This window comes from Ruegeria sp. BE1 (assembly GCF_056538885.1).
The window spans coordinates 732,427-750,146 of sequence record NZ_JBQFTY010000001.1; the positions used below are offsets into that span (position 1 = coordinate 732,427).

19 protein-coding genes are annotated in these 17,720 nt (G+C 59.2%); 12 read left to right on the forward strand and 7 right to left on the reverse strand.

Annotation, left to right across the window (positions count from 1 at the left end):
- Positions 1 to 57: 57 nt before the first annotated feature.
- Together ACR0J5_RS03665 and secG are read right to left on the reverse strand one after the other, a co-directional pair.
- Entirely contained in the window at positions 58 to 1,701 is a 1,644-nt protein-coding gene (locus tag ACR0J5_RS03665) for a CTP synthase (protein WP_480650512.1), read from the reverse strand.
- 161 nt (positions 1,702 to 1,862) lie between these two features.
- Positions 1,863 to 2,228, reverse strand: a complete 366-nt coding sequence (secG, locus tag ACR0J5_RS03670) for a preprotein translocase subunit SecG (RefSeq protein ID WP_480651433.1) — start codon at positions 2,226 to 2,228, stop codon at positions 1,863 to 1,865.
- Positions 2,229 to 2,378: 150 nt separating this feature from the next.
- On the opposite strand from secG, the gene nthA reads away from it, so the two are divergent.
- The 6 genes from nthA (at position 2,379) to ACR0J5_RS03700 (ending at position 6,539) form a co-directional block, all read left to right on the forward strand.
- Positions 2,379 to 2,993 carry a nitrile hydratase subunit alpha gene (nthA, locus tag ACR0J5_RS03675; protein ID WP_480650514.1) on the forward strand — a complete coding sequence of 205 codons (615 nt, stop codon included), beginning with the start codon at positions 2,379 to 2,381 and terminating at the stop codon, positions 2,991 to 2,993.
- Positions 2,990 to 3,667 carry a nitrile hydratase subunit beta gene (gene nthB, locus ACR0J5_RS03680; protein ID WP_480650516.1) on the forward strand — a complete coding sequence of 226 codons (678 nt, stop codon included), beginning with the start codon at positions 2,990 to 2,992 and terminating at the stop codon, positions 3,665 to 3,667. The genes nthA and nthB overlap by 4 nt, the downstream gene beginning before the upstream one ends.
- Positions 3,664 to 3,999: a nitrile hydratase accessory protein gene (locus tag ACR0J5_RS03685; protein ID WP_480650518.1), complete on the forward strand. Its 336-nt coding sequence runs from the start codon at positions 3,664 to 3,666 to the stop codon at positions 3,997 to 3,999. The genes nthB and ACR0J5_RS03685 overlap by 4 nt, the downstream gene beginning before the upstream one ends.
- Before the next feature lie 218 nt (positions 4,000 to 4,217).
- Positions 4,218 to 5,510, forward strand: a complete 1,293-nt coding sequence (locus ACR0J5_RS03690; protein WP_480650520.1) for an adenylosuccinate synthase — start codon at positions 4,218 to 4,220, stop codon at positions 5,508 to 5,510.
- A complete protein-coding gene (locus ACR0J5_RS03695; RefSeq protein ID WP_480650522.1) occupies positions 5,510 to 5,749 on the forward strand; it encodes a DUF2842 domain-containing protein in 240 nt (79 codons plus the stop codon). The genes ACR0J5_RS03690 and ACR0J5_RS03695 overlap by 1 nt, the downstream gene beginning before the upstream one ends.
- Positions 5,750 to 5,831: 82 nt before the next feature.
- On the forward strand, positions 5,832 to 6,539 hold the full coding sequence (locus ACR0J5_RS03700) for a porin family protein (protein ID WP_480650524.1): 708 nt from the start codon (positions 5,832 to 5,834) through the stop codon (positions 6,537 to 6,539).
- Positions 6,540 to 6,541: 2 nt separating this feature from the next.
- On the opposite strand, the gene ACR0J5_RS03705 is transcribed toward ACR0J5_RS03700, so the two are convergent.
- Positions 6,542 to 7,102 carry an N-acetyltransferase family protein gene (locus ACR0J5_RS03705; RefSeq protein ID WP_480650526.1) on the reverse strand — a complete coding sequence of 187 codons (561 nt, stop codon included), beginning with the start codon at positions 7,100 to 7,102 and terminating at the stop codon, positions 6,542 to 6,544.
- 177 nt (positions 7,103 to 7,279) lie between these two features.
- Positions 7,280 to 8,854 (reverse strand): hypothetical protein, encoded by a 1,575-nt coding sequence (locus tag ACR0J5_RS03710; protein ID WP_480650528.1) that lies wholly within the window; start codon positions 8,852 to 8,854, stop codon positions 7,280 to 7,282.
- A gap of 122 nt (positions 8,855 to 8,976) precedes the next feature.
- Here ACR0J5_RS03710 and ACR0J5_RS03715 point away from each other — a divergent pair, with 122 nt between their 5' ends.
- Complete coding sequence (locus tag ACR0J5_RS03715; RefSeq protein ID WP_480650530.1) at positions 8,977 to 9,684, forward strand: thiamine diphosphokinase; 708 nt, start codon at positions 8,977 to 8,979, stop codon at positions 9,682 to 9,684.
- Here the strand turns inward: ACR0J5_RS03715 and ACR0J5_RS03720 are convergent.
- The 3 genes from ACR0J5_RS03720 to ACR0J5_RS03730 are packed head-to-tail and all read right to left on the reverse strand — an operon-like array spanning position 9,629 to position 12,670.
- The gene (locus ACR0J5_RS03720; RefSeq protein ID WP_480650532.1) at positions 9,629 to 10,543 is read right to left on the reverse strand and encodes a DMT family transporter; all 915 of its coding nucleotides are present in this window, start codon (positions 10,541 to 10,543) and stop codon (positions 9,629 to 9,631) included. The genes ACR0J5_RS03715 and ACR0J5_RS03720 overlap by 56 nt on opposite strands.
- A 50-nt stretch (positions 10,544 to 10,593) precedes the next feature.
- A complete protein-coding gene (locus tag ACR0J5_RS03725) occupies positions 10,594 to 11,967 on the reverse strand; it encodes an L-serine ammonia-lyase (protein WP_480650534.1) in 1,374 nt (457 codons plus the stop codon).
- 1 nt (position 11,968) lies between these two features.
- Positions 11,969 to 12,670 carry a glutathione S-transferase family protein gene (locus tag ACR0J5_RS03730; protein ID WP_480650536.1) on the reverse strand — a complete coding sequence of 234 codons (702 nt, stop codon included), beginning with the start codon at positions 12,668 to 12,670 and terminating at the stop codon, positions 11,969 to 11,971.
- Between the two features lie 167 nt (positions 12,671 to 12,837).
- On the opposite strand from ACR0J5_RS03730, the gene rpiA reads away from it, so the two are divergent.
- The 5 genes from rpiA to ACR0J5_RS03755 all read left to right on the forward strand — a co-directional run bounded on the left by rpiA (position 12,838) and on the right by ACR0J5_RS03755 (position 17,682).
- Entirely contained in the window at positions 12,838 to 13,623 is a 786-nt protein-coding gene (rpiA, locus tag ACR0J5_RS03735; protein ID WP_480650538.1) for a ribose-5-phosphate isomerase RpiA, read from the forward strand.
- Between the two features lie 410 nt (positions 13,624 to 14,033).
- On the forward strand, positions 14,034 to 15,392 hold the full coding sequence (gene gor, locus ACR0J5_RS03740) for a glutathione-disulfide reductase (protein WP_480650540.1): 1,359 nt from the start codon (positions 14,034 to 14,036) through the stop codon (positions 15,390 to 15,392).
- A 72-nt stretch (positions 15,393 to 15,464) separates the two neighbouring features.
- Entirely contained in the window at positions 15,465 to 16,610 is a 1,146-nt protein-coding gene (gene hflK / locus ACR0J5_RS03745; RefSeq protein WP_480650542.1) for an FtsH protease activity modulator HflK, read from the forward strand.
- Positions 16,610 to 17,488 carry a protease modulator HflC gene (hflC, locus tag ACR0J5_RS03750; protein ID WP_480650544.1) on the forward strand — a complete coding sequence of 293 codons (879 nt, stop codon included), beginning with the start codon at positions 16,610 to 16,612 and terminating at the stop codon, positions 17,486 to 17,488. The genes hflK and hflC overlap by 1 nt, the downstream gene beginning before the upstream one ends.
- Positions 17,488 to 17,682 (forward strand): DUF2065 domain-containing protein, encoded by a 195-nt coding sequence (locus tag ACR0J5_RS03755; protein ID WP_480650545.1) that lies wholly within the window; start codon positions 17,488 to 17,490, stop codon positions 17,680 to 17,682. The genes hflC and ACR0J5_RS03755 overlap by 1 nt, the downstream gene beginning before the upstream one ends.
- Positions 17,683 to 17,720 lie beyond the last annotated feature (38 nt).

Sequence of the window (17,720 nt, forward strand, 5' to 3'; positions counted from 1 at the left end):
GCGGGCGCTCATAGGTTTTTTTGCGCCCGCCGTCACAATGCAGTGATTGATCGGGGATCAGACCAGACGTGAACTGTCTTTCGCTGCGCGCACAAAGTCGCGGAACAGCGGGTGCGGGTCGAACGGTTTGGATTTCAGTTCGGGGTGGTACTGAACGCCAATGAACCACGGATGATCCGACCATTCGACGATTTCCGGCAACCGCCCGTCCGGTGACATGCCCGAGAAGTTCAGGCCCGCCTTTTCCAGCTTTTCACGGTACTTGATGTCCACCTCATAGCGGTGACGGTGGCGTTCTTCGATCTGAGTGCCACCATAGACATCCGCAACCTTCGACCCTTCGGCCAGAACCGCGTTATAGGCCCCCAGACGCATGGTGCCGCCTTTGTCGTCGCCGACCTTGCGTTCAACCTTGTGATTGCCCTGCACCCATTCCTTCAGGTGATAAACCACCGGTTCGAAACGTTTTTTCCCGGCCTCATGGTCGAATTCCTCGGAGCCAGCCTCGGCAATACCCGCCGCGTTTCGGGCGGCCTCGATCACGGCCATCTGCATGCCAAGGCAAATGCCCAGATAGGGCACTTTGTGCTCGCGCGCGTATTGCGCTGCCTTGATCTTGCCTTCGGTGCCACGCTCGCCGAACCCGCCGGGGACGAGGATGGCGTGGAAGCCCTCAAGATGCGGGGCCGCGTCTTCGGTATCGAAGACCTCGGCATCGACCCATTCGACCTTGACCTTTACGCGGTTGGCCATGCCACCGTGGGTCAGCGCCTCGGCGATCGATTTATAGGCGTCCTCCAGCTGGGTATACTTGCCGACGATGGCAACCTTCACCTCGCCCTCGGCGTTGTGGATGCGGTCACTGACGTCTTCCCATTTCGCCAGATCGGGCTTGGGGGCAGGGCTGATCTGGAACGCGTCCAGAACTGCCTGATCCAGACCTTCGCGGTGATAGGCCAGCGGGGCGTCATAGATGGTGCTGAGGTCCTGCGCCGCGATCACGCTGTCGGGACGGACGTTACAGAACAGCGCGAGCTTCTCACGCTCTTTCTTGGGGATCGGACCTTCCGAGCGGCAAACCAGAATATCCGGGGCCAGACCGATGGAACGCAGTTCCTTGACCGAGTGTTGGGTCGGCTTGGTTTTCAACTCGCCCGACGCTTTGATATAGGGCAGCAGCGTCAGGTGCATGAACAGGCACTGGCCGCGCGGCTTGTCCTGGCTGAACTGACGAATGGCCTCAAAGAAGGGCAGGCCCTCAATATCGCCGACGGTGCCGCCGATTTCACACAGCATGAAATCAACCTCATCCTCGCCGATGGCGATGAAATCCTTGATCTCATTGGTGACGTGCGGGATCACCTGAATGGTTTTGCCGAGGTAATCGCCGCGGCGTTCTTTCTCCAACACATTCGAATAAATCCGCCCCGAGCTGACCGAGTCGGTTTTGCGCGCGGCCACGCCGGTGAACCGTTCATAGTGGCCAAGGTCCAGATCGGTTTCGGCCCCGTCATCGGTGACGAACACTTCGCCATGTTCAAAGGGCGACATCGTGCCGGGATCGACGTTCAGATAGGGGTCCAGCTTGCGCAGCCGGACCGAATAGCCCCGCGCCTGCAGCAAAGCGCCCAAAGCCGCCGAAGCCAGTCCTTTACCCAAGGACGAAACCACACCACCGGTGATGAAAATAAAACGCGCCATGTTGTTCGGCTAGCTCCCGTGAGACGTCAAAATCAGCTGCCCGACGGTTTACAAAAAACCGCTGCATCACGGGACTTCACACATAAAGGATTCGCGCCAATAGCGCAAGAGAACCGCAAGATGCTGTTGCAGTTCTCTTTTGTATTTCTAGGTTTTGTGGATCAGTTGGCCTGAGGGATCAGTGGCGCGTCGTCGCCCTGTGCCGGAGGCAGCAGATCATCCGCCGACGGAACCGCCGGTGCGCTTTCTTCGGTCGCGGCCGGGGCGGGGACGCCCAGACGGTCGATGACCGAGCTGCCCGAGGATTTCTGAGCCGCCAGAATCGTCAGCGTGATCGAGGTGACGATAAAGCATGCCGCCAGAATCCAGGTTACCTTACCCAGGGCCGTTGCTGCCGCGCGGCCGGTCATGGCGCCGCCGCCACCGCCACCCATGCCAAGGCCACCGCCTTCGGATCGCTGCATCAGGACGACGGCGATCAGGCCCAGAGCCAGAAGAAGATGGATGATGAGAACGACGTTTTCCATGGTGGTCCTGTACAGCGTGGCGTGTATCGCGTGGTACTTATGCAAGTTTGCCATCGGGGGCAAGTCACGAGTTTCCATCACGCACTGTGATAGGCCGTATCACGTCAAAGGGACTGGACAGATCGGTGAATGGTAGCGCAACCTGCGCCCATGCCACATGACGATCACGACCACCCGCACGCCCTGTTGCCGCCCGAGCCCGCGCTCCGCGTCAAAGCGCTCGAAACGATTCTGACCCGGAAAGGGCTGATCGATCCGGCGGCACTGGATGAAATCATCGACACCTATCAGAACAAGATCGGGCCACAGAACGGGGCGCGTGTCGTGGCTCGGGCCTGGGCTGATCCCGAATTCAAGCGCGCCCTGCTCGAAGATGCCACGCCGGTCGTCGCCGATCTTGGGTTCTACGGTCGGCAGGGTGAGCATATCGTGGTCGTCGAGAACACGCCTCAGCAGCATAATATGGTCGTCTGTACCTTGTGCAGCTGCTACCCTTGGCCTCTGCTGGGCATTCCGCCCGGTTGGTACAAGTCCGACGCCTACCGCGCCCGCGCCGTGCGCGAGCCGCGCAAAGTGTTGGCTGAATTTGGTGTGATCCTGCCGGCCGAGACCGCCGTCCGGGTGTGGGACTCGACGGCCGAGATTCGCTATCTGATCCTGCCGATGCGACCAGAAGGAACCGAAGGGTTCAGTGAGGATGCACTGGCCGCGCTTGTGACCCGCGACAGTATGATCGGCACCGGTTTGCCAAAGGTGCCCGCATGACCCGCGTGCATGATATGGGGGGGCGCTTTGGCGACGGCCCACTTCACCCCGAAGCCGAAGATGCCCCGATTTTCCCGGAAGAGTGGCACGGTCGGGCACTGGCCGTAACGCTCGCCGCCGGGTTTCTGGGGCAGTGGAACATCGACGTCTCGCGCCACGCGCGTGAAAGGTTGTCGCCCAAGGACTATGCGCGATTCTCCTACTATGAAAAGTGGATTTCGGGCCTTGCCGATCTGTTGGTTGAGTCCGGCGTTTTGACCCGAGAGGATTTGTCGGGGGTGGAAACCAACGATCCGCACCCCTTGGCTGATCGCGTTCTCAAAGCCGAGTCCGTCGCCACCGCCCTTGCCAAGGGCGGCCCGGCAGATCGGCCTTCGGACATCCCTGCGGCTTTCGAGATTGGTCAGACTGTGCGCACGGTACACCCGGCTGCAAATCGTAAGGTCGATGGCGGTCATACGCGCCTGCCGATCTACGCATCGGGTGCAACGGGGCGCATTCTGCGCCTGCACGGCACGCATGTGCTGCCGGATTCCAACGCTCATAGGCTAGGCGAGGCCCCCGAGCCACTCTATGCAGTTGTGTTCCCTGCATCTGAACTTTGGGCCGACCCCGAAAATCCGGGCGACGAAGTCGTTCTGGACCTGTGGCAAAGCTATCTGGAACCGGCATGAGCGAATGCGTCATCCATTCCGCCCCGGAACCCGTGTTTGCCGAGCCCTGGCACGCCCAGGTGTTTGCCGTGACCGTGGCCTTGAACGAAGCAGGCCGATTCGACTGGCCCGATTGGGCGGCTCGGTTTTCCCAAACGCTCAAGCGCCGGGGTCTGGACCGGGAATTGGATGGTGGTGACGACTATTTTCAAGCCTGGCTTGAAACGCTTGAACATTTGCTGCACGAACAGGGTTCTGCGACACCCACCGAGGTCACTGCGTTCAGTTCTGCGTGGGAGGAGGCTTATCTGACAACGCCTCACGGCCAGCCGGTGCATTTGGCACAGGGTTAGGGCAGGGGGCGCTGCCCCCGCCGCCCTTTCCGGGCGACTCCCCCGGGATATTTCTGGACAGATGAAGCAGGGGATCCTTTCTTCATCTGTCTAAAAATATCCCCGCCGGAGGCACCGCGCGCAGCGCGGTTTCTGACTGCGGCGAATTATCGGTTTCCCTGCTGCTTTCTCCTCGCTATACGAGCGAGGTTTGATAACTCAGCGCAAAAGGACCGGATATGGCCAATGTGGTTGTTGTCGGCGCCCAATGGGGCGACGAAGGAAAAGGCAAGATCGTCGACTGGCTCAGCGAGCGGGCAGACGTCATCGCGCGTTTTCAGGGCGGGCATAATGCCGGGCATACGCTGGTTATCGATGGTGAGGTTTACAAGCTGCATGCGCTGCCCTCGGGTGTTGTACGCGGTGGTAAGCTGAGCGTTATTGGCAATGGCGTCGTGCTGGATCCTTGGCATCTGATCAAGGAAATCGGCACCATCCGTGCGCAAGGAGTTGAGATCACGCCAGAGACGCTGATGATCGCAGAGAACACACCTCTGATCCTGCCGTTCCACGGTGAGCTGGACCGGGCGCGCGAGAGCCAGAACTCGGTGGCCAAGATTGGCACGACCGGTCGCGGGATCGGTCCCTGTTACGAAGACAAGGTGGGGCGCCGGGTGATCCGCGTTGCTGATTTGGCTGATGATGCGACACTGGCGCTGCGGGTAGACCGGGCGCTGGTGCATCATAACGCGCTGCGCAACGGGTTGGGCCTGGAGCCGATTGACCGCGATGGCCTGATTGCACAGTTGAAAGAGATTGCACCGCAGATTTTGCCCTTTGCTGCGCCTGTTTGGAAAGTGCTGAATGAAAAGCGCAAGGCGGGTAAGCGTATTCTGTTTGAAGGCGCGCAAGGTGCGCTGTTGGATATCGATTTTGGCACCTATCCGTTCGTGACGTCGTCCAACGTGATTGCGGGACAAGCGGCAACGGGCGTTGGGATCGGACCGGGATCGATCGATTTTGTTCTGGGGATCGTGAAAGCCTACACAACCCGTGTGGGTGAGGGGCCTTTCCCGACCGAATTGGACGACGACGACGGTCAGCGCCTGGGTGAGCGTGGGCACGAGTTTGGAACCACCACCGGGCGCAAGCGCCGGTGCGGCTGGTTCGATGCCTGTCTGGTGCGCCAAACCTGCGCCACCAGCGGTGTGAACGGTATTTCGCTGACCAAGCTGGACGTTCTGGACGGGTTCGAGACGCTGAAAATCTGCGTCGGTTACGATTTGGACGGTGAGCGTCTGGATTATCTGCCCACCGCTGCAGATCAGCAGGCGCGCTGCACACCGATTTACGAAGAGATGCCCGGTTGGAGCGAGTCCACCGAGGGGGCCCGCAGCTGGGCCGACCTGCCGGCCAACGCAATCAAATATGTGCGCCGGGTCGAAGAACTGATCGAATGCCCGGTTGCCCTTTTGTCCACCAGCCCGGAGCGGGACGACACCATTTTGGTGACCGACCCGTTTGCGGACTGATGAGCGGCGGCGACAAGCCCGGCCTCAGCTATAAGGCCCGGCGGCGGTGGTCGCTGGTGCTGTTGCTGATCGGGCTGCCCGCCTACATCGTGGCGGTGGTGACCGTTGTGAATTGGTTGGACCGCCCGCCGATCTGGCTGGAGTTGCTGGTCTATATTGCCCTTGGCGTCATATGGGCCTTGCCCTTCAAGTTCGTCTTCAAGGGTGTTGGCAAAGAAGACCCAGATCAGGGTTCTTGAATATTTACTGGATTGCCCGGCCTCATTGGGCGTGCCAATCGTTTGGGAAATGGCACTTTTTCGGCTTAGAGGCTGGGTGAATATGAAAAAATCGATTTTGGGCGCATCGCTTGCTTTGATGGTCGCGGGGCCCGTGCAGGCCAATGATTGGGAATACACCGTCGTTCCTTATCTCTGGGGGCCGGAGTTTCGCACCTCGCTGGATATTGGGCCCAATCCGCCGGTCGATGGCAACGAATCCATTTTCGACATTCTGGACGGCCTTTTTCTGATTGCGGGTGAGGCGCGCAACGGGCGCTGGGCGATTGGCGCGGAATTCAACTATCTGGACCTGTCCGATACGGTCGGTTTTGGACCGTTTGATGAGCTCGCCGATTGGGAGCTGGAAGGAACCATGTCGTCGATCGTAGGAAGCTATGCGATCTACGCGGATGACCGGTCGAGATTTGAGACCTTTGCCGGGCTGCGCCATTGGGATTTGGATTTGTCGACAACGGTGCTGAACCGAACCGTATCAACGGACCGCAGCTGGACGGATCCGATCATCGGCGGGCGTTACAGCCGGGTTCTGAATGATCGTTGGGCCGTGGGGGCTATGGGTAACGTCGGCGGCTTTGGGTATGGTTCCGACTTCCAGTGGGAGGCCGTCATTCAGGCCAATTGGAAATGGACAGATCGGGTTGATCTGTCAGGGGGATACCGGCATCTGAGCGTTGATTTCGAAGAAGGCCAGGACGTGATCGACCTGATCCTGACCGGTCCATTTGCGGCGCTTGCCTACTCGTTCTGATCTTAATCGCCCTGACGAGACGTCACAGGCCAGGTGAGGACAGCGCGCGCCATGGCGTGATACTCGCCTGACATCTCTTCGGCAAAGCTGAACAGGGTAGGCCATGGTGTTGTCAGCGTGGCTTCGACCTGCCCGGGGACTAGGTTCAGATCGGCCTCGTGTTTGGACGCAAGTCGGCGCATTTTATGGTTTGTGGCCAGGCACAGCATGTGCAGCTCGCGGAAACCACGGTTTCGGGCCGCCGCAATGATCCGCGACAGCAGCGCATCCCCGATCCCGCGATCCTGCCACACAGTCTCGACGGTAAAGGCGGCTTCGGCTTTGTGCGGATGACTGTCCGGCAGGGCCCTCAACTCTGCGACCCCGCGCAGGCAGGAATCCGGGAATGCACCGAACACCAAGGCTGAATGATCAAAAATACCCTCAAGGTAGCCATGGACAAATGCATCACTGACAGGAACCCCAAAACGCGCCGTCAGAGCGTCGGTGTCCAAGCTGTTGAAGTGGCTTTCTATTCTGGCTTTGTCGTAGATTCGAAGACGTCGGATAGGGAGTTCATACATGGCATGGCCTTTGTTTGAACGAGCACTGGAACAGACGTTACCTTAACGGTCAGCCTATCATTTTTCTGCGCTGCAGCATAGAAGTTTCACAGAATTGAGGGCAGGGCGGGCCCCTGAGTGCAAAAGAAATGGGCCGAACAAACGCTCGGCCCATTTTTCCTTAGATTTCTGTGTGGGTTACCCGGCGGCGCGCTTGTCATCCGGGCGGAAGCCGATCTGGGTCGACGCAGCAAAACGCCCACCACCAGCTTTTTCGATCTTGCCATCCCGCAGCAATTGACCAAACGAGCGCAGGCTCTCTTCGCGGTCAAAGTCCTCTTGCTTGAGCGAGCGGATCTTGTTCATCAACTGTGGGCGCGAAAACTGTTCCTGTCCTTCGATAAAAGACAGGTAAGACGCCGCTGCTTCTAGTAGATCGGGCAGGGATTGCGCACCTTGCTTTTGTGCGAATTTGGCAAATCCACCTTCCTCGGCGATTTCGTCGTCACCTTCGGCTTCGGACGTTACGCGGCGGGGTGTTACGGGGCCCGCATCCTGCGCTTGGTTGTCGATGCGCTGTTCAGCCACAAGTTTCAGCGGCGCGCCTTCGTCGATGCGCGGGCGCGCGCTGGTGACCTGAACTTCGGGGCGGCGCGGGCTGACGACCGAGGACAGGTCGCCGCGGTATCCGTCATCATCGTTGCTCGGACGGGCGACACCTTTTTCGTTGCGCTCCGCTTCGGTAACGGCGACGGCGGTCCGCAATTGGGTGTAGGCTTCGCGTGTGCTGCTGCTGTCCGGGTCATCCAACTGTTCGCCGACCTTGTCCATCAGGCGCGACACGTCTTGATCCATATCTGCTGTTTCGGACTTCGATTTGCCCGCACGCTCGGCCAGGATGGATTCGACGCTGGAAATCTCGTCCAGCAGGTCGACCTCATCCTCTTCGGTCAGAACGTTTTCTGCGGCTTCTTCGACCGTTTCATCCTCGTCTACATCCGACAGAATGTTGGTGATCTCTTCGTCGGTATCATCCGCGACCTCGGCCTCAGCTTCGGCCATCAGATCGTCAGAGGCGGCGGTTTCGACCTCAGTCTCTTCTTCTTCGATGACAGGGGCCGGAGCCTCTTCGACGGCGACCGGCGGCGTCGGGGCCTCAGCTTCTTCGACCTCAGGCTGGTCCGGCTCGGCGTCGACAGGGTCGGGTGAGTTGTTGAACGGGGCCGTGACGGCGGGCGCGTCGTCCATATCGGAAGGCTCAAGCGTGCCGGCAGCAAAAGCGGCGGCCACTGCATCCGACGGACCTGCTGTCGATTTCATCAGCGCCGTTTCTTCGTCTTCGCTGTAGATGACCGAGTTTTCCTCGGAATGTGAAACAACGGCCCGGATACGCTGAAGCTTGGCCGCGATGCTGTCAGCAGCAGGGGAAGCGGCCTCATCTACCGGTTCAGCGAAAACAGGCTGCGAGGGGGCAGGGGTGTTGATCACATTCAGATCCGGTGCGCTTTCGGGGGTCTGTTCAGTCGCGCGGATCAGGAAACCGGCCTCGTTTGCGCGCGCCTCAACCTTTCGAGAGGCGTCGCGCTGTGCGATTTTGGTCAACATTTCAGTATCGGGCTGCGGTGGTTCAGAGCCGAAATAACGATCATCTGCGGCGAGATCGCGAAAATACTCGGCAATCGCTTTCATCGTTTCAAAGGAATCATCAAAGCCTTCCAAAGTGCATGAGAAGGTTCCATAGGAAACGGTCAAAACCTTGTTATTCTGTACCATCAGACGCACGTCCTCTACAAACTACCGGAGCCACCAAACCCGAATCCGGACACACCGGTGGCTCGAAACTCTTTGCATTAGCTTATCATTTTGTGGTCTCAATGTGTCCAAAACCGGAAAAAATGATCAATCTTACAAAAAATGCGCCGATTGTACGGTCCCAGAGGCCAATTGCAGTCGTCGGAGGCGGTGAAATCGGCGCTGAGGATCTGAAACTGGCCTTGATTCGTGCCGATACGGTTGTGGCGGCAGATGGTGGGGCAGTTCCGCTCATGGATGCCGGGCGCAATCCTGACGCTGTTATCGGTGATTTCGATTCGCTGGACGCGGGCTATCGGGACCGCATTCCTGCCGACCGGTTGTTTCCCATCGACGAACAGGACAGCACGGATTTCGACAAGGCCCTGCGCAGCGTTGATGCGCCTCTGGTTCTGGGCGTGGGGTTTCTGGGCGGTCGGCTGGATCATCAGCTTGCCGTGCTCAACGCTCTGGTCAGGTTGCAGGACAGGCCCTGTCTGTTGATCGGCGCGCAGGAGATCGTATTCCATGCACCGCCCGAGATTACCCTGTCGCTGCGTCCCGGCGATGTGGTGTCCTTGTTTCCCTTTCAGACCGTGACAGGCCGCAGCCAGGGCTTGGAATGGCCGATCGAAGGTTTGGTGTTGGAGCCGGACGGTCGCGTCGGCACGTCCAACCGGGCATTGGGGCAGGTTCATCTGTCGATAGATTCACCCGGTCTTTTGGTCATGGTGCCCCGTCCCGCGCTGGACGCGGTTATGCAGGCGTTTCTGTCGGGGCAGCCCGCGCGCTGGCCCGCTCGCGCAGGATAACGTAGAGCCCCGCGACCACCGTGATGGCGATCCCAAGTGCTGCAATGCCGTTGGGCAGATCGTGAAAGATGATCCAGCCGAACAGGGTGGCCACCGGGATTTCCAGATATTGCATTGGGGCAAGCGTGGCCGAGGGGGCAAACCGCAGCGACCATGTCATCAATAGATGCGACAGGGTTCCCAACAGCCCGACGCCAAGCAGCAATACATGGGTATCAGCAGGCGGCGCGATCAAGGATGCGCCCCGGACTTCGTTCATCCCGCCAAGGGCAAGGACCGGCAGCAGGATCGCAGTTGCGATAACGCCGGACACGGCCTGTAGCGAAACGGGATCGGTCTGTTTTGCAATCTGGCGGGTCACCAGCATGAAAAGCGCAAAGACCAGCGCGACAAGAAGAGGGAGCAGCGCGGCTGCGCCCACCTGCGCAAAACTGGGCTGGATCACCAGCAGAGTACCGAAAAAACCTACCGCGCAGGCGATCAGACGGCGCAGGCCCACTTCTTCGCCCAGAATGTATTTGCCCAGCAGCAGCAGGATGAACGGCATCACGAAAACGATGGCGATGGCATCCGCAAGAGGCAGGTAGAGCAGAGCGCTGAACATCGCGGCTATCCCGATGACCTGCAGAACGGTACGCAGAACGGCCAGCCACAGAATACGCCCGCGCATGCGCCAGTGCCGACCTGTCAGGGCGACCAGAGGAACAAGAACCAGTACCTGCACTGCAAAACGCACAAACACCAGCATGCCAATCGGGGTCGACGCGCTCAGCAGTTTTGCCAGTGCGTCCCCAAACGGCGCCAAAACGCAAAACCCAAGCATCAACATGATGCCAAGAACCGGTCGATCCTGTATCATGGGCGCGACGCTAATTGTTTTGCCGCTTGGGGCAAAGCGCCAATAGCATCTCAGCAGTTGGGAACATTCACGGCCAGGCCGCCCAGCGAGGTTTCCTTGTATTTATGATGCATGTCCATGCCGGTCTGGCGCATGGTCTCAATCGCGGCATCCAGAGGCACAAAATGCTGCCCATCCCCCCGTAGCGCCAGTGAGGCCGCCGAAACCGCCTTGATCGCGGCCAGTCCGTTGCGTTCGATGCATGGAACCTGCACCAGCCCCGCGACCGGATCGCAGGTCATGCCAAGGTGATGTTCCAAGGCGATTTCCGCCGCGTTCTCTACCTGCTCGGGGGTGCCCCCCATCACTGCGCACAGACCGGCAGCCGCCATGGCCGACGCGCTGCCGACCTCGGCCTGACACCCGGCTTCGGCACCTGAAATCGAGGCGTTAAACTTGACCAGCCCGCCAATTGCGGCTGCGGTCAACAGGAAATCCTCAATGTGGCTTTCCGACGCGCCGGGCACGTGGTCCAGATAATAGCGCAGAACCGCAGGCAACGTCCCTGCAGCGCCATTTGTCGGGGCGGTTACAACCTGACCGCCCGCTGCGTTTTCCTCGTTCACGGCCATCGCATAGACGCTCATCCAGTCGTTGATGGTGTGAGGTGCGGTCAGGTTCATGCCACGCTCGGCCATCAGGGCGTCATAAATCCCCTTGGCCCGGCGGCGTACTTTCAGACCTCCGGGCAGGATACCATCGGCGCTCAGCCCACGCTCAATGCAATTGTTCATGACCTCCCACAACCGCGCCGTGCCCTTGGCAAAGCTGTCGGCGCATCCGCGTGCGATCTCATTCTCGCGTTTCATTTGTGCGATGCTTTTGCCGCTGGACTTGGCCATCTCAAGCATTTCAGCGGCAGAGTGAAAGGGGAACGGGATAGGCGGACCTTCGTTCTTGGCTTTGCCTTCGGCCAGTTCCTCTTCGGTCAGAACAAAGCCGCCCCCGACCGAGTAATAGACCTGACGCAGGATCACGTCCCCCTGTGCATCGGTTGCCATCAGGATCATCCCGTTCGCATGTCCGGGCAGAGTGTCGTCGTAGTCGAAGATCAAATCGGTTTTCGGATCGAATTTCAGGCGGGGCAGGCCCTCGGGCGTGACCGAATGGGTTTCGGCTATTTCTGCCAGTGCTTTCTCGGCCTTGTCATTGTCATAGCTCTCGGGGACGAAGCCTGCCAAACCCAGGATCGTGGCACGGTCGGTTGCGTGGCCGACACCGGTAAAGGCCAGCGAGCCATGCAAGGATCCGCGCAGCCCGGCAAATTCAAAGGGCGAGGCGCGCATCAGGTCCAGGAACCGCGCCGCTGCCACCATAGGACCCATAGTATGAGACGAAGACGGGCCAATACCCACTTTGAACATATCGAACACGGAGAGAAACATATTATGTAGCTGAGCCTTCCTGAGGATTAGCGTAACTGGGTGACGTGAATGGCGTTGGACCCAATCCCTCGGCTGCGATTGCGGCACGCGTTGCGGGGCGGGTTTCTGAGTGCATGAGAATGGCCTGAAGATAGGGGGTGTCCGGCAGTTGATACCAGCTGCGATCAGCCCGCGCGGGGTAAAGGGCCATCCATCGCATCTGACAGGCCAGGTAATAGGTCAGAACCGACGGTTGATCGGGTGACAGCCACACAGGTTTTTTTGCAGCCTCTGCATCCAGAATTGCCAAGTGCTGACGCAGGCGCGGGCGGATGCCAGTACGCAGGGTGTCGGCCTGCGCTTCATCGATATACTTCTCTGCATAAAACAGGATGCGCAGGTCTGCATGCAGCGTGTTGGAGGCAAAAAACAGCCATTTCAGAAAACCCGCACGATCCGGGCTGTCAGGCGCAGGTGCCAGTTGTCCATGCGTATCGGCCAGCCACAGCAGGATGGCTGCGGTTTCAAAGATGGGTCCTTGTGGTGTTTCAAGCACCGGGATCAGGCCGTTGGGATTCAGCTTTCGGTAGGCCGCACTGTTGTGCGCATCCTGACGGCGATCCACCAAAACGGTCTCATAGGGTTGGCCCATCTCTTCCAGCACCAGTCTGATGACCAGTGAGGCATTGTCGGGGGCATAGTGTAGGCGATAGGGCGGTGTCATAAGGATTGTCTATATCGGATCAGGTGGGAAAAATGCGGCGATTGCGACGTTTCCCATCGGAAACACGCAGTTTTCTCCAGTGTTTGCTTGGGGTCGAGGCGATTTGGCTCTCGAAGTTGCGGGTTGCATTCCGTATAAACCCGCCAAGACAAGAGGGGAACGCTGCCATGTCACAAGAAATGTCGTCAATCGATAAGGCCAAATATGTCGCTGCCCGCAGCGCTGCCGACCTGGTGCAGGACGGTATGCGGGTAGGATTGGGGACAGGGTCCACTGCCGCGTGGATGGTGCGTCGCATTGGGGAAAGAGTGCAAGAGGAAGGGCTGCGGATCAAGGCTGTTCCAACCTCGAATCGCACCGCCCAACTGGCCCGCGAGGTCGGGATCGAGGTGGTCTCGCTGGATCAGGCAGGATGGCTGGATATGACCATCGACGGCGCGGATGAATTCGACGGAGAGCTGAACCTGATCAAAGGCGGCGGCGGGGCGCATCTGCAGGAAAAGATCGTGGCAACCGCCAGCGATCAGATGATCGTGATCGCCGATGCGGGCAAAGAGGTCGAAACGCTGGGCGCCTTCCCCTTGCCGGTCGAGGTCGTGCCTTTTGGCTGGCAGACCACGCGCACCCTGATCGAAGAGGCGCTGGACACGATGGATGTGCTTGGCAAGACCTCGATGCTGCGGATGAACGGCGAGGCGCCGTTTATCACGGATGAGGGCAACCACATTCTGGACCTGCACCTGCAACGGATCGGCAATGCGCGGCAGCTGGCCTTTGTTCTGAACCAGGTGCCCGGTGTGGTCGAGAACGGGTTGTTTATCGACATCTGCGACAAGGTTGTCATCGGTCATGGCGACGGTCGGGTCGAGCTGCGCGACCTGAACACGGGCACAACCGAGCTGGACCAGATGGTGGACGGCGGGGAAAATCTGTTTTCCGATCTGGCGGACTAAGGGTTGCAGTCAGGGCCAACTTTCGTGGTCATAGAAACCAGGGCCACACGTGTTTTTGCTTAGTGTTCAGGGGCGGCTGCACTGCTTTGCTGTCGATCGCCCATTTTAGGTAGGATCTGCGTGCAGATATCCATTTGGTTCCGCCATTTGTGCAGTTTTCCCGCCCTGACACAGCACACGGTGGCAATTCGTCTGTTCAAAGGCCGCAGTTCTGCGGACCTTGCGTTGAAACGAATTTCTCAGAGCATATCTGACCAATTCATCGACGCGCTGCGCCATTATTGGCCTGATATGAACAGCCCTTGGGACGAACAGCTGGCCAACCGGAACCCTATGGACAGTGGCGCAAGATAGAGTACACCCCTAAGCAACGCTATGGCGCTTGCTGAAAATTGAAAGAGGCACGGTAAATGAGCTTTGATTATGATCTGTTTGTCATCGGAGGCGGCTCGGGCGGGGTGCGCGCGGCGCGCGTTGCAGCGGGCGAAAACGGTGCCAAAGTAGCGCTGGCCGAAGAGGACCGCTATGGCGGCACCTGCGTCATCCGGGGCTGTGTGCCCAAAAAGCTGATGGTCTTTGCCAGTGAGTTTTCCGGCATGGTCGGGGATGCGCGGGAATATGGCTGGGATATTCAACCCGGTGCCTTTGACTGGAGTACGTTCCACGGCAAGCTGGTGACGGAACTGGACCGGCTGGAAGGCATCTATCGCAATATCCTCAAGAACAATGGCGTCGAAAGCTTTGACCAGCGCGCGCATATCGTGGATGCGCATACGGTCGAACTGGCCGATGGTACGCGCAAGACGGCCAAGCATATCCTGATCGCCACCGGCGGACGACCGGTTGTGCCTGAGTTTCCGGGGTCCGAGCTGGCCATCACCTCGAACGAGATTTTCCACCTGCCCAAGTTGCCCGAAAGCATCCTGATCGTTGGCGGCGGCTATATCGCCAGTGAATTCGCCGGCATCATGAACGGGTTGGGCGTGAAAACCACGCAGTTTTATCGCGGTGCGCAGATTTTGCGTGGTTTCGACGAAGAGGCGCGCGGTCTGATCTGCGAAGAAATGCGCCAGAACGGCATCGACGTGCGTCTGGGCACCAATGTGCTTGAGATGACCAAAGAGGGCGACAAGATCCGCGTTAAGGCGACCGACGGCACCGAGGATCATTTCGACGTGGTCATGTATGCTACCGGGCGCGCGCCGAACGCGGACAATCTGGGGCTTGAGGCCGTGGGCGTCGAACGCGGCCGCAAGGGTGAGATCATCGTGGATGAATACAGCCAGACCGGTGTGCCCTCGATCTATGCCATCGGGGATGTGACTGATCGTGTGAACCTGACCCCGGTTGCGATCCGCGAAGGGATGGCCTTCGTGGAAACTGTGTTCAAAGCCAACCCGACCCCGGTGGATCACGATCTGATCCCGACGGCGATCTTTACCCAGCCGGAATTCGGCACAGTGGGCCTCAGCGAAGAAGAGGCCGCCGCGCAGGAACCGGTTGAGGTGTATGCAACCTCGTTCAAACCGATGCAAAAGGCGTTTGCGGGGGGCACTCAGCGTGTTCTGATGAAGCTGATCGTATCGCAGGCCACCCGCAAGGTGCTGGGCTGTCACATTGTCGCGCCGGGCGCGGGTGAGATGATCCAGCTGGCCGGCATTGCCGTAAAGATGGGCGCTACCAAGGAAGATTTCGACCGCACCGTCGCCGTTCATCCGGTCATGGCCGAGGAACTGGTGACAATGCGGCAACCTGTTCGCACGGCTTGATTTGCAACCGCGCGCACACAAGTTACAAGGGAACCCGTGATCACACGGTCCAACACAAGGGAACAGAGACATATGGCGGGCAACAGCGGTGGCCCCTGGGGCGGCGGAGGCTCCTCAGGTGGCGGAGGAAATCGGGGCAATAACGGGGACGGGCGCAAGCCTCCCGAAGGCGACAGCCCGCAGATCCCCGAGATCGATGAGCTGATGAAAAAAGGCCAGGAACAGCTGCGCGTCCTTATGGGCGGTCGCGGTGGTTCAGGCCGTGGCGGAAACGGTCAGGGCAGCGGTGGGGGTGGTCCCATCTTTACCAAAGGTACTGTGCTGATCGGTCTTGTAGTTGGTGCAGTCCTGTGGGGCGCGGCCAGCTTTTATACCGTCAAACCCGAAGAACAGTCGGTTGAACTGTTCCTGGGTGAGTTTTCGGCCGTGGGCAATCCCGGCCTGAACTTTGCCCCGTGGCCCTTTGTGACGGCCGAGGTTATCCCGGTCACCCGCGAACAGACCGAAGACATGGGCGGCCGGAGCGCAAGTGACGATGGCCTGATGCTGACCGGCGACGAAAACGTGGTCGATATCGACTATCAGGTCGTCTGGAATATCAACGACCCGGCCAAGTTCCTGTTCAACCTGCGTGATGCGCGTCAAACGATCCGCGCTGTGTCGGAATCGGCGATGCGTGAGATCATCGCGCAAAGCGAACTGGCCCCGATCCTGAACCGCGACCGGGGTATCATCGGTGAGCGCCTGCAAGAGCTGATCCAATCGACCATGGACAGCTACGATTCGGGCATCAATATCGTCCGGGTGAACTTTGACAAGGCCGACCCGCCACAGGACGTAATCGCCGCGTTCCGCGACGTTCAGGCCGCCGCGCAGGAACGTGACCGCCTGCAAAACGTCGCCGACGCCTATGCCAACCGCGTTTTGGCCGAAGCGCGCGGTGAAGCCGCGCAGGTATTGGAAGAGGCCGAGGCGTATCGCGCCCAGCAGATCAACAGCGCACAGGGTGAAGCCAGCCGTTTCAGCGCGGTTCTGGAGGAATATTCCAAAGCGCCCGACGTAACCCGCAAGCGTCTGTATCTCGAGCGGATGGAACAGGTTTTGGGTGATGTCGACAAAATCATTCTGGATGAAAACACCGGCGGGAGCGGGCAGGGTGTTGTGCCCTATCTGCCGCTGAACGAATTGCGACGTAACTCGGGCGAGGAGAGCAACTGATGCGAAAGTCACCCATTATTCTCATCCTTGTCGTAATTCTGGGCGTCGTTGGCCTGTCGTCGATCTTTATTGTTGACGAACGCGAGCGCGCCTTGGTTCTGCAATTTGGTCGTGTTGTATCTGTCAAGGAAGACCCTGGTCTGGCCTTTAAAATCCCGCTGATTCAGGAAGTGGTGCGCTACGATGACCGCATCTTGTCGATTGATGTGCAGCCGCTTGAGGTCACACCTCTGGATGATCGCCGGTTGGTGGTCGATGCCTTCGCGCGTTATCGGATTTCAGACTTGAACCAGTTCCGTCAGGCTGTTGGTACAGGTGGTATTCCTGTCGCCGAGAATCGTCTGGACAGTATTCTGCGTGCGGAAACCCGCGAAGTGCTGGGTTCGGTGTCGTCCCGTGACATCCTCAGCTCGGATCGTGCGGCTTTGATGCTGCGTATTCGCAACAGCGCGATTGCCGAGGCGCGGGCGCTGGGCGTGAACGTGATCGACGTGCGTCTGAAGGCAACCGATCTACCGCAAGCCAACCTTGAGGCAACTTTTGACCGGATGAAGGCGGAACGTGAACGTGAGGCCACCGACGAACGTGCTCGTGGTAACGAGGCGGCGCAGCGTGTTCGCGCGCAGGCTGACCGGACCGTGGTCGAACTTGTGTCGGACGCCAACCGTGAGGCCGAGATCATTCGCGGTGAGGCTGACGCCGAACGCAACGCGATCTTTGCAGAAGCCTATGGCGCAGACCCCGAGTTCTTCGAATTCTACCGCTCGCTTACTGCTTATGAAAAAGCACTGGGTGGCGGCAATAGTTCGATGGTTCTGAGCCCGGATTCCGAGTTCTTCAACTACCTGAAATCGCCCACAGGGCAGAGCGGCCAGTAATGGGTCTGATCTTTCTGGCCTTCGGGCTGGTGCTGATTGTCGAGGGGCTGGCCTATGCGCTGGCCCCTTCGCTTATTGAACGCATGCTTGAGGCATTGCGAAGTTTGCCCGAACAGGCGCGGCGGCTGGCCGGTCTGCTGTGCGTTGTCAGCGGTCTGGTGCTGCTTTGGGCCGCATATCAGGTCGGGTTTTAACACGGGGTTTTCAATTGCCGGTGATTTCCCCGCGATCC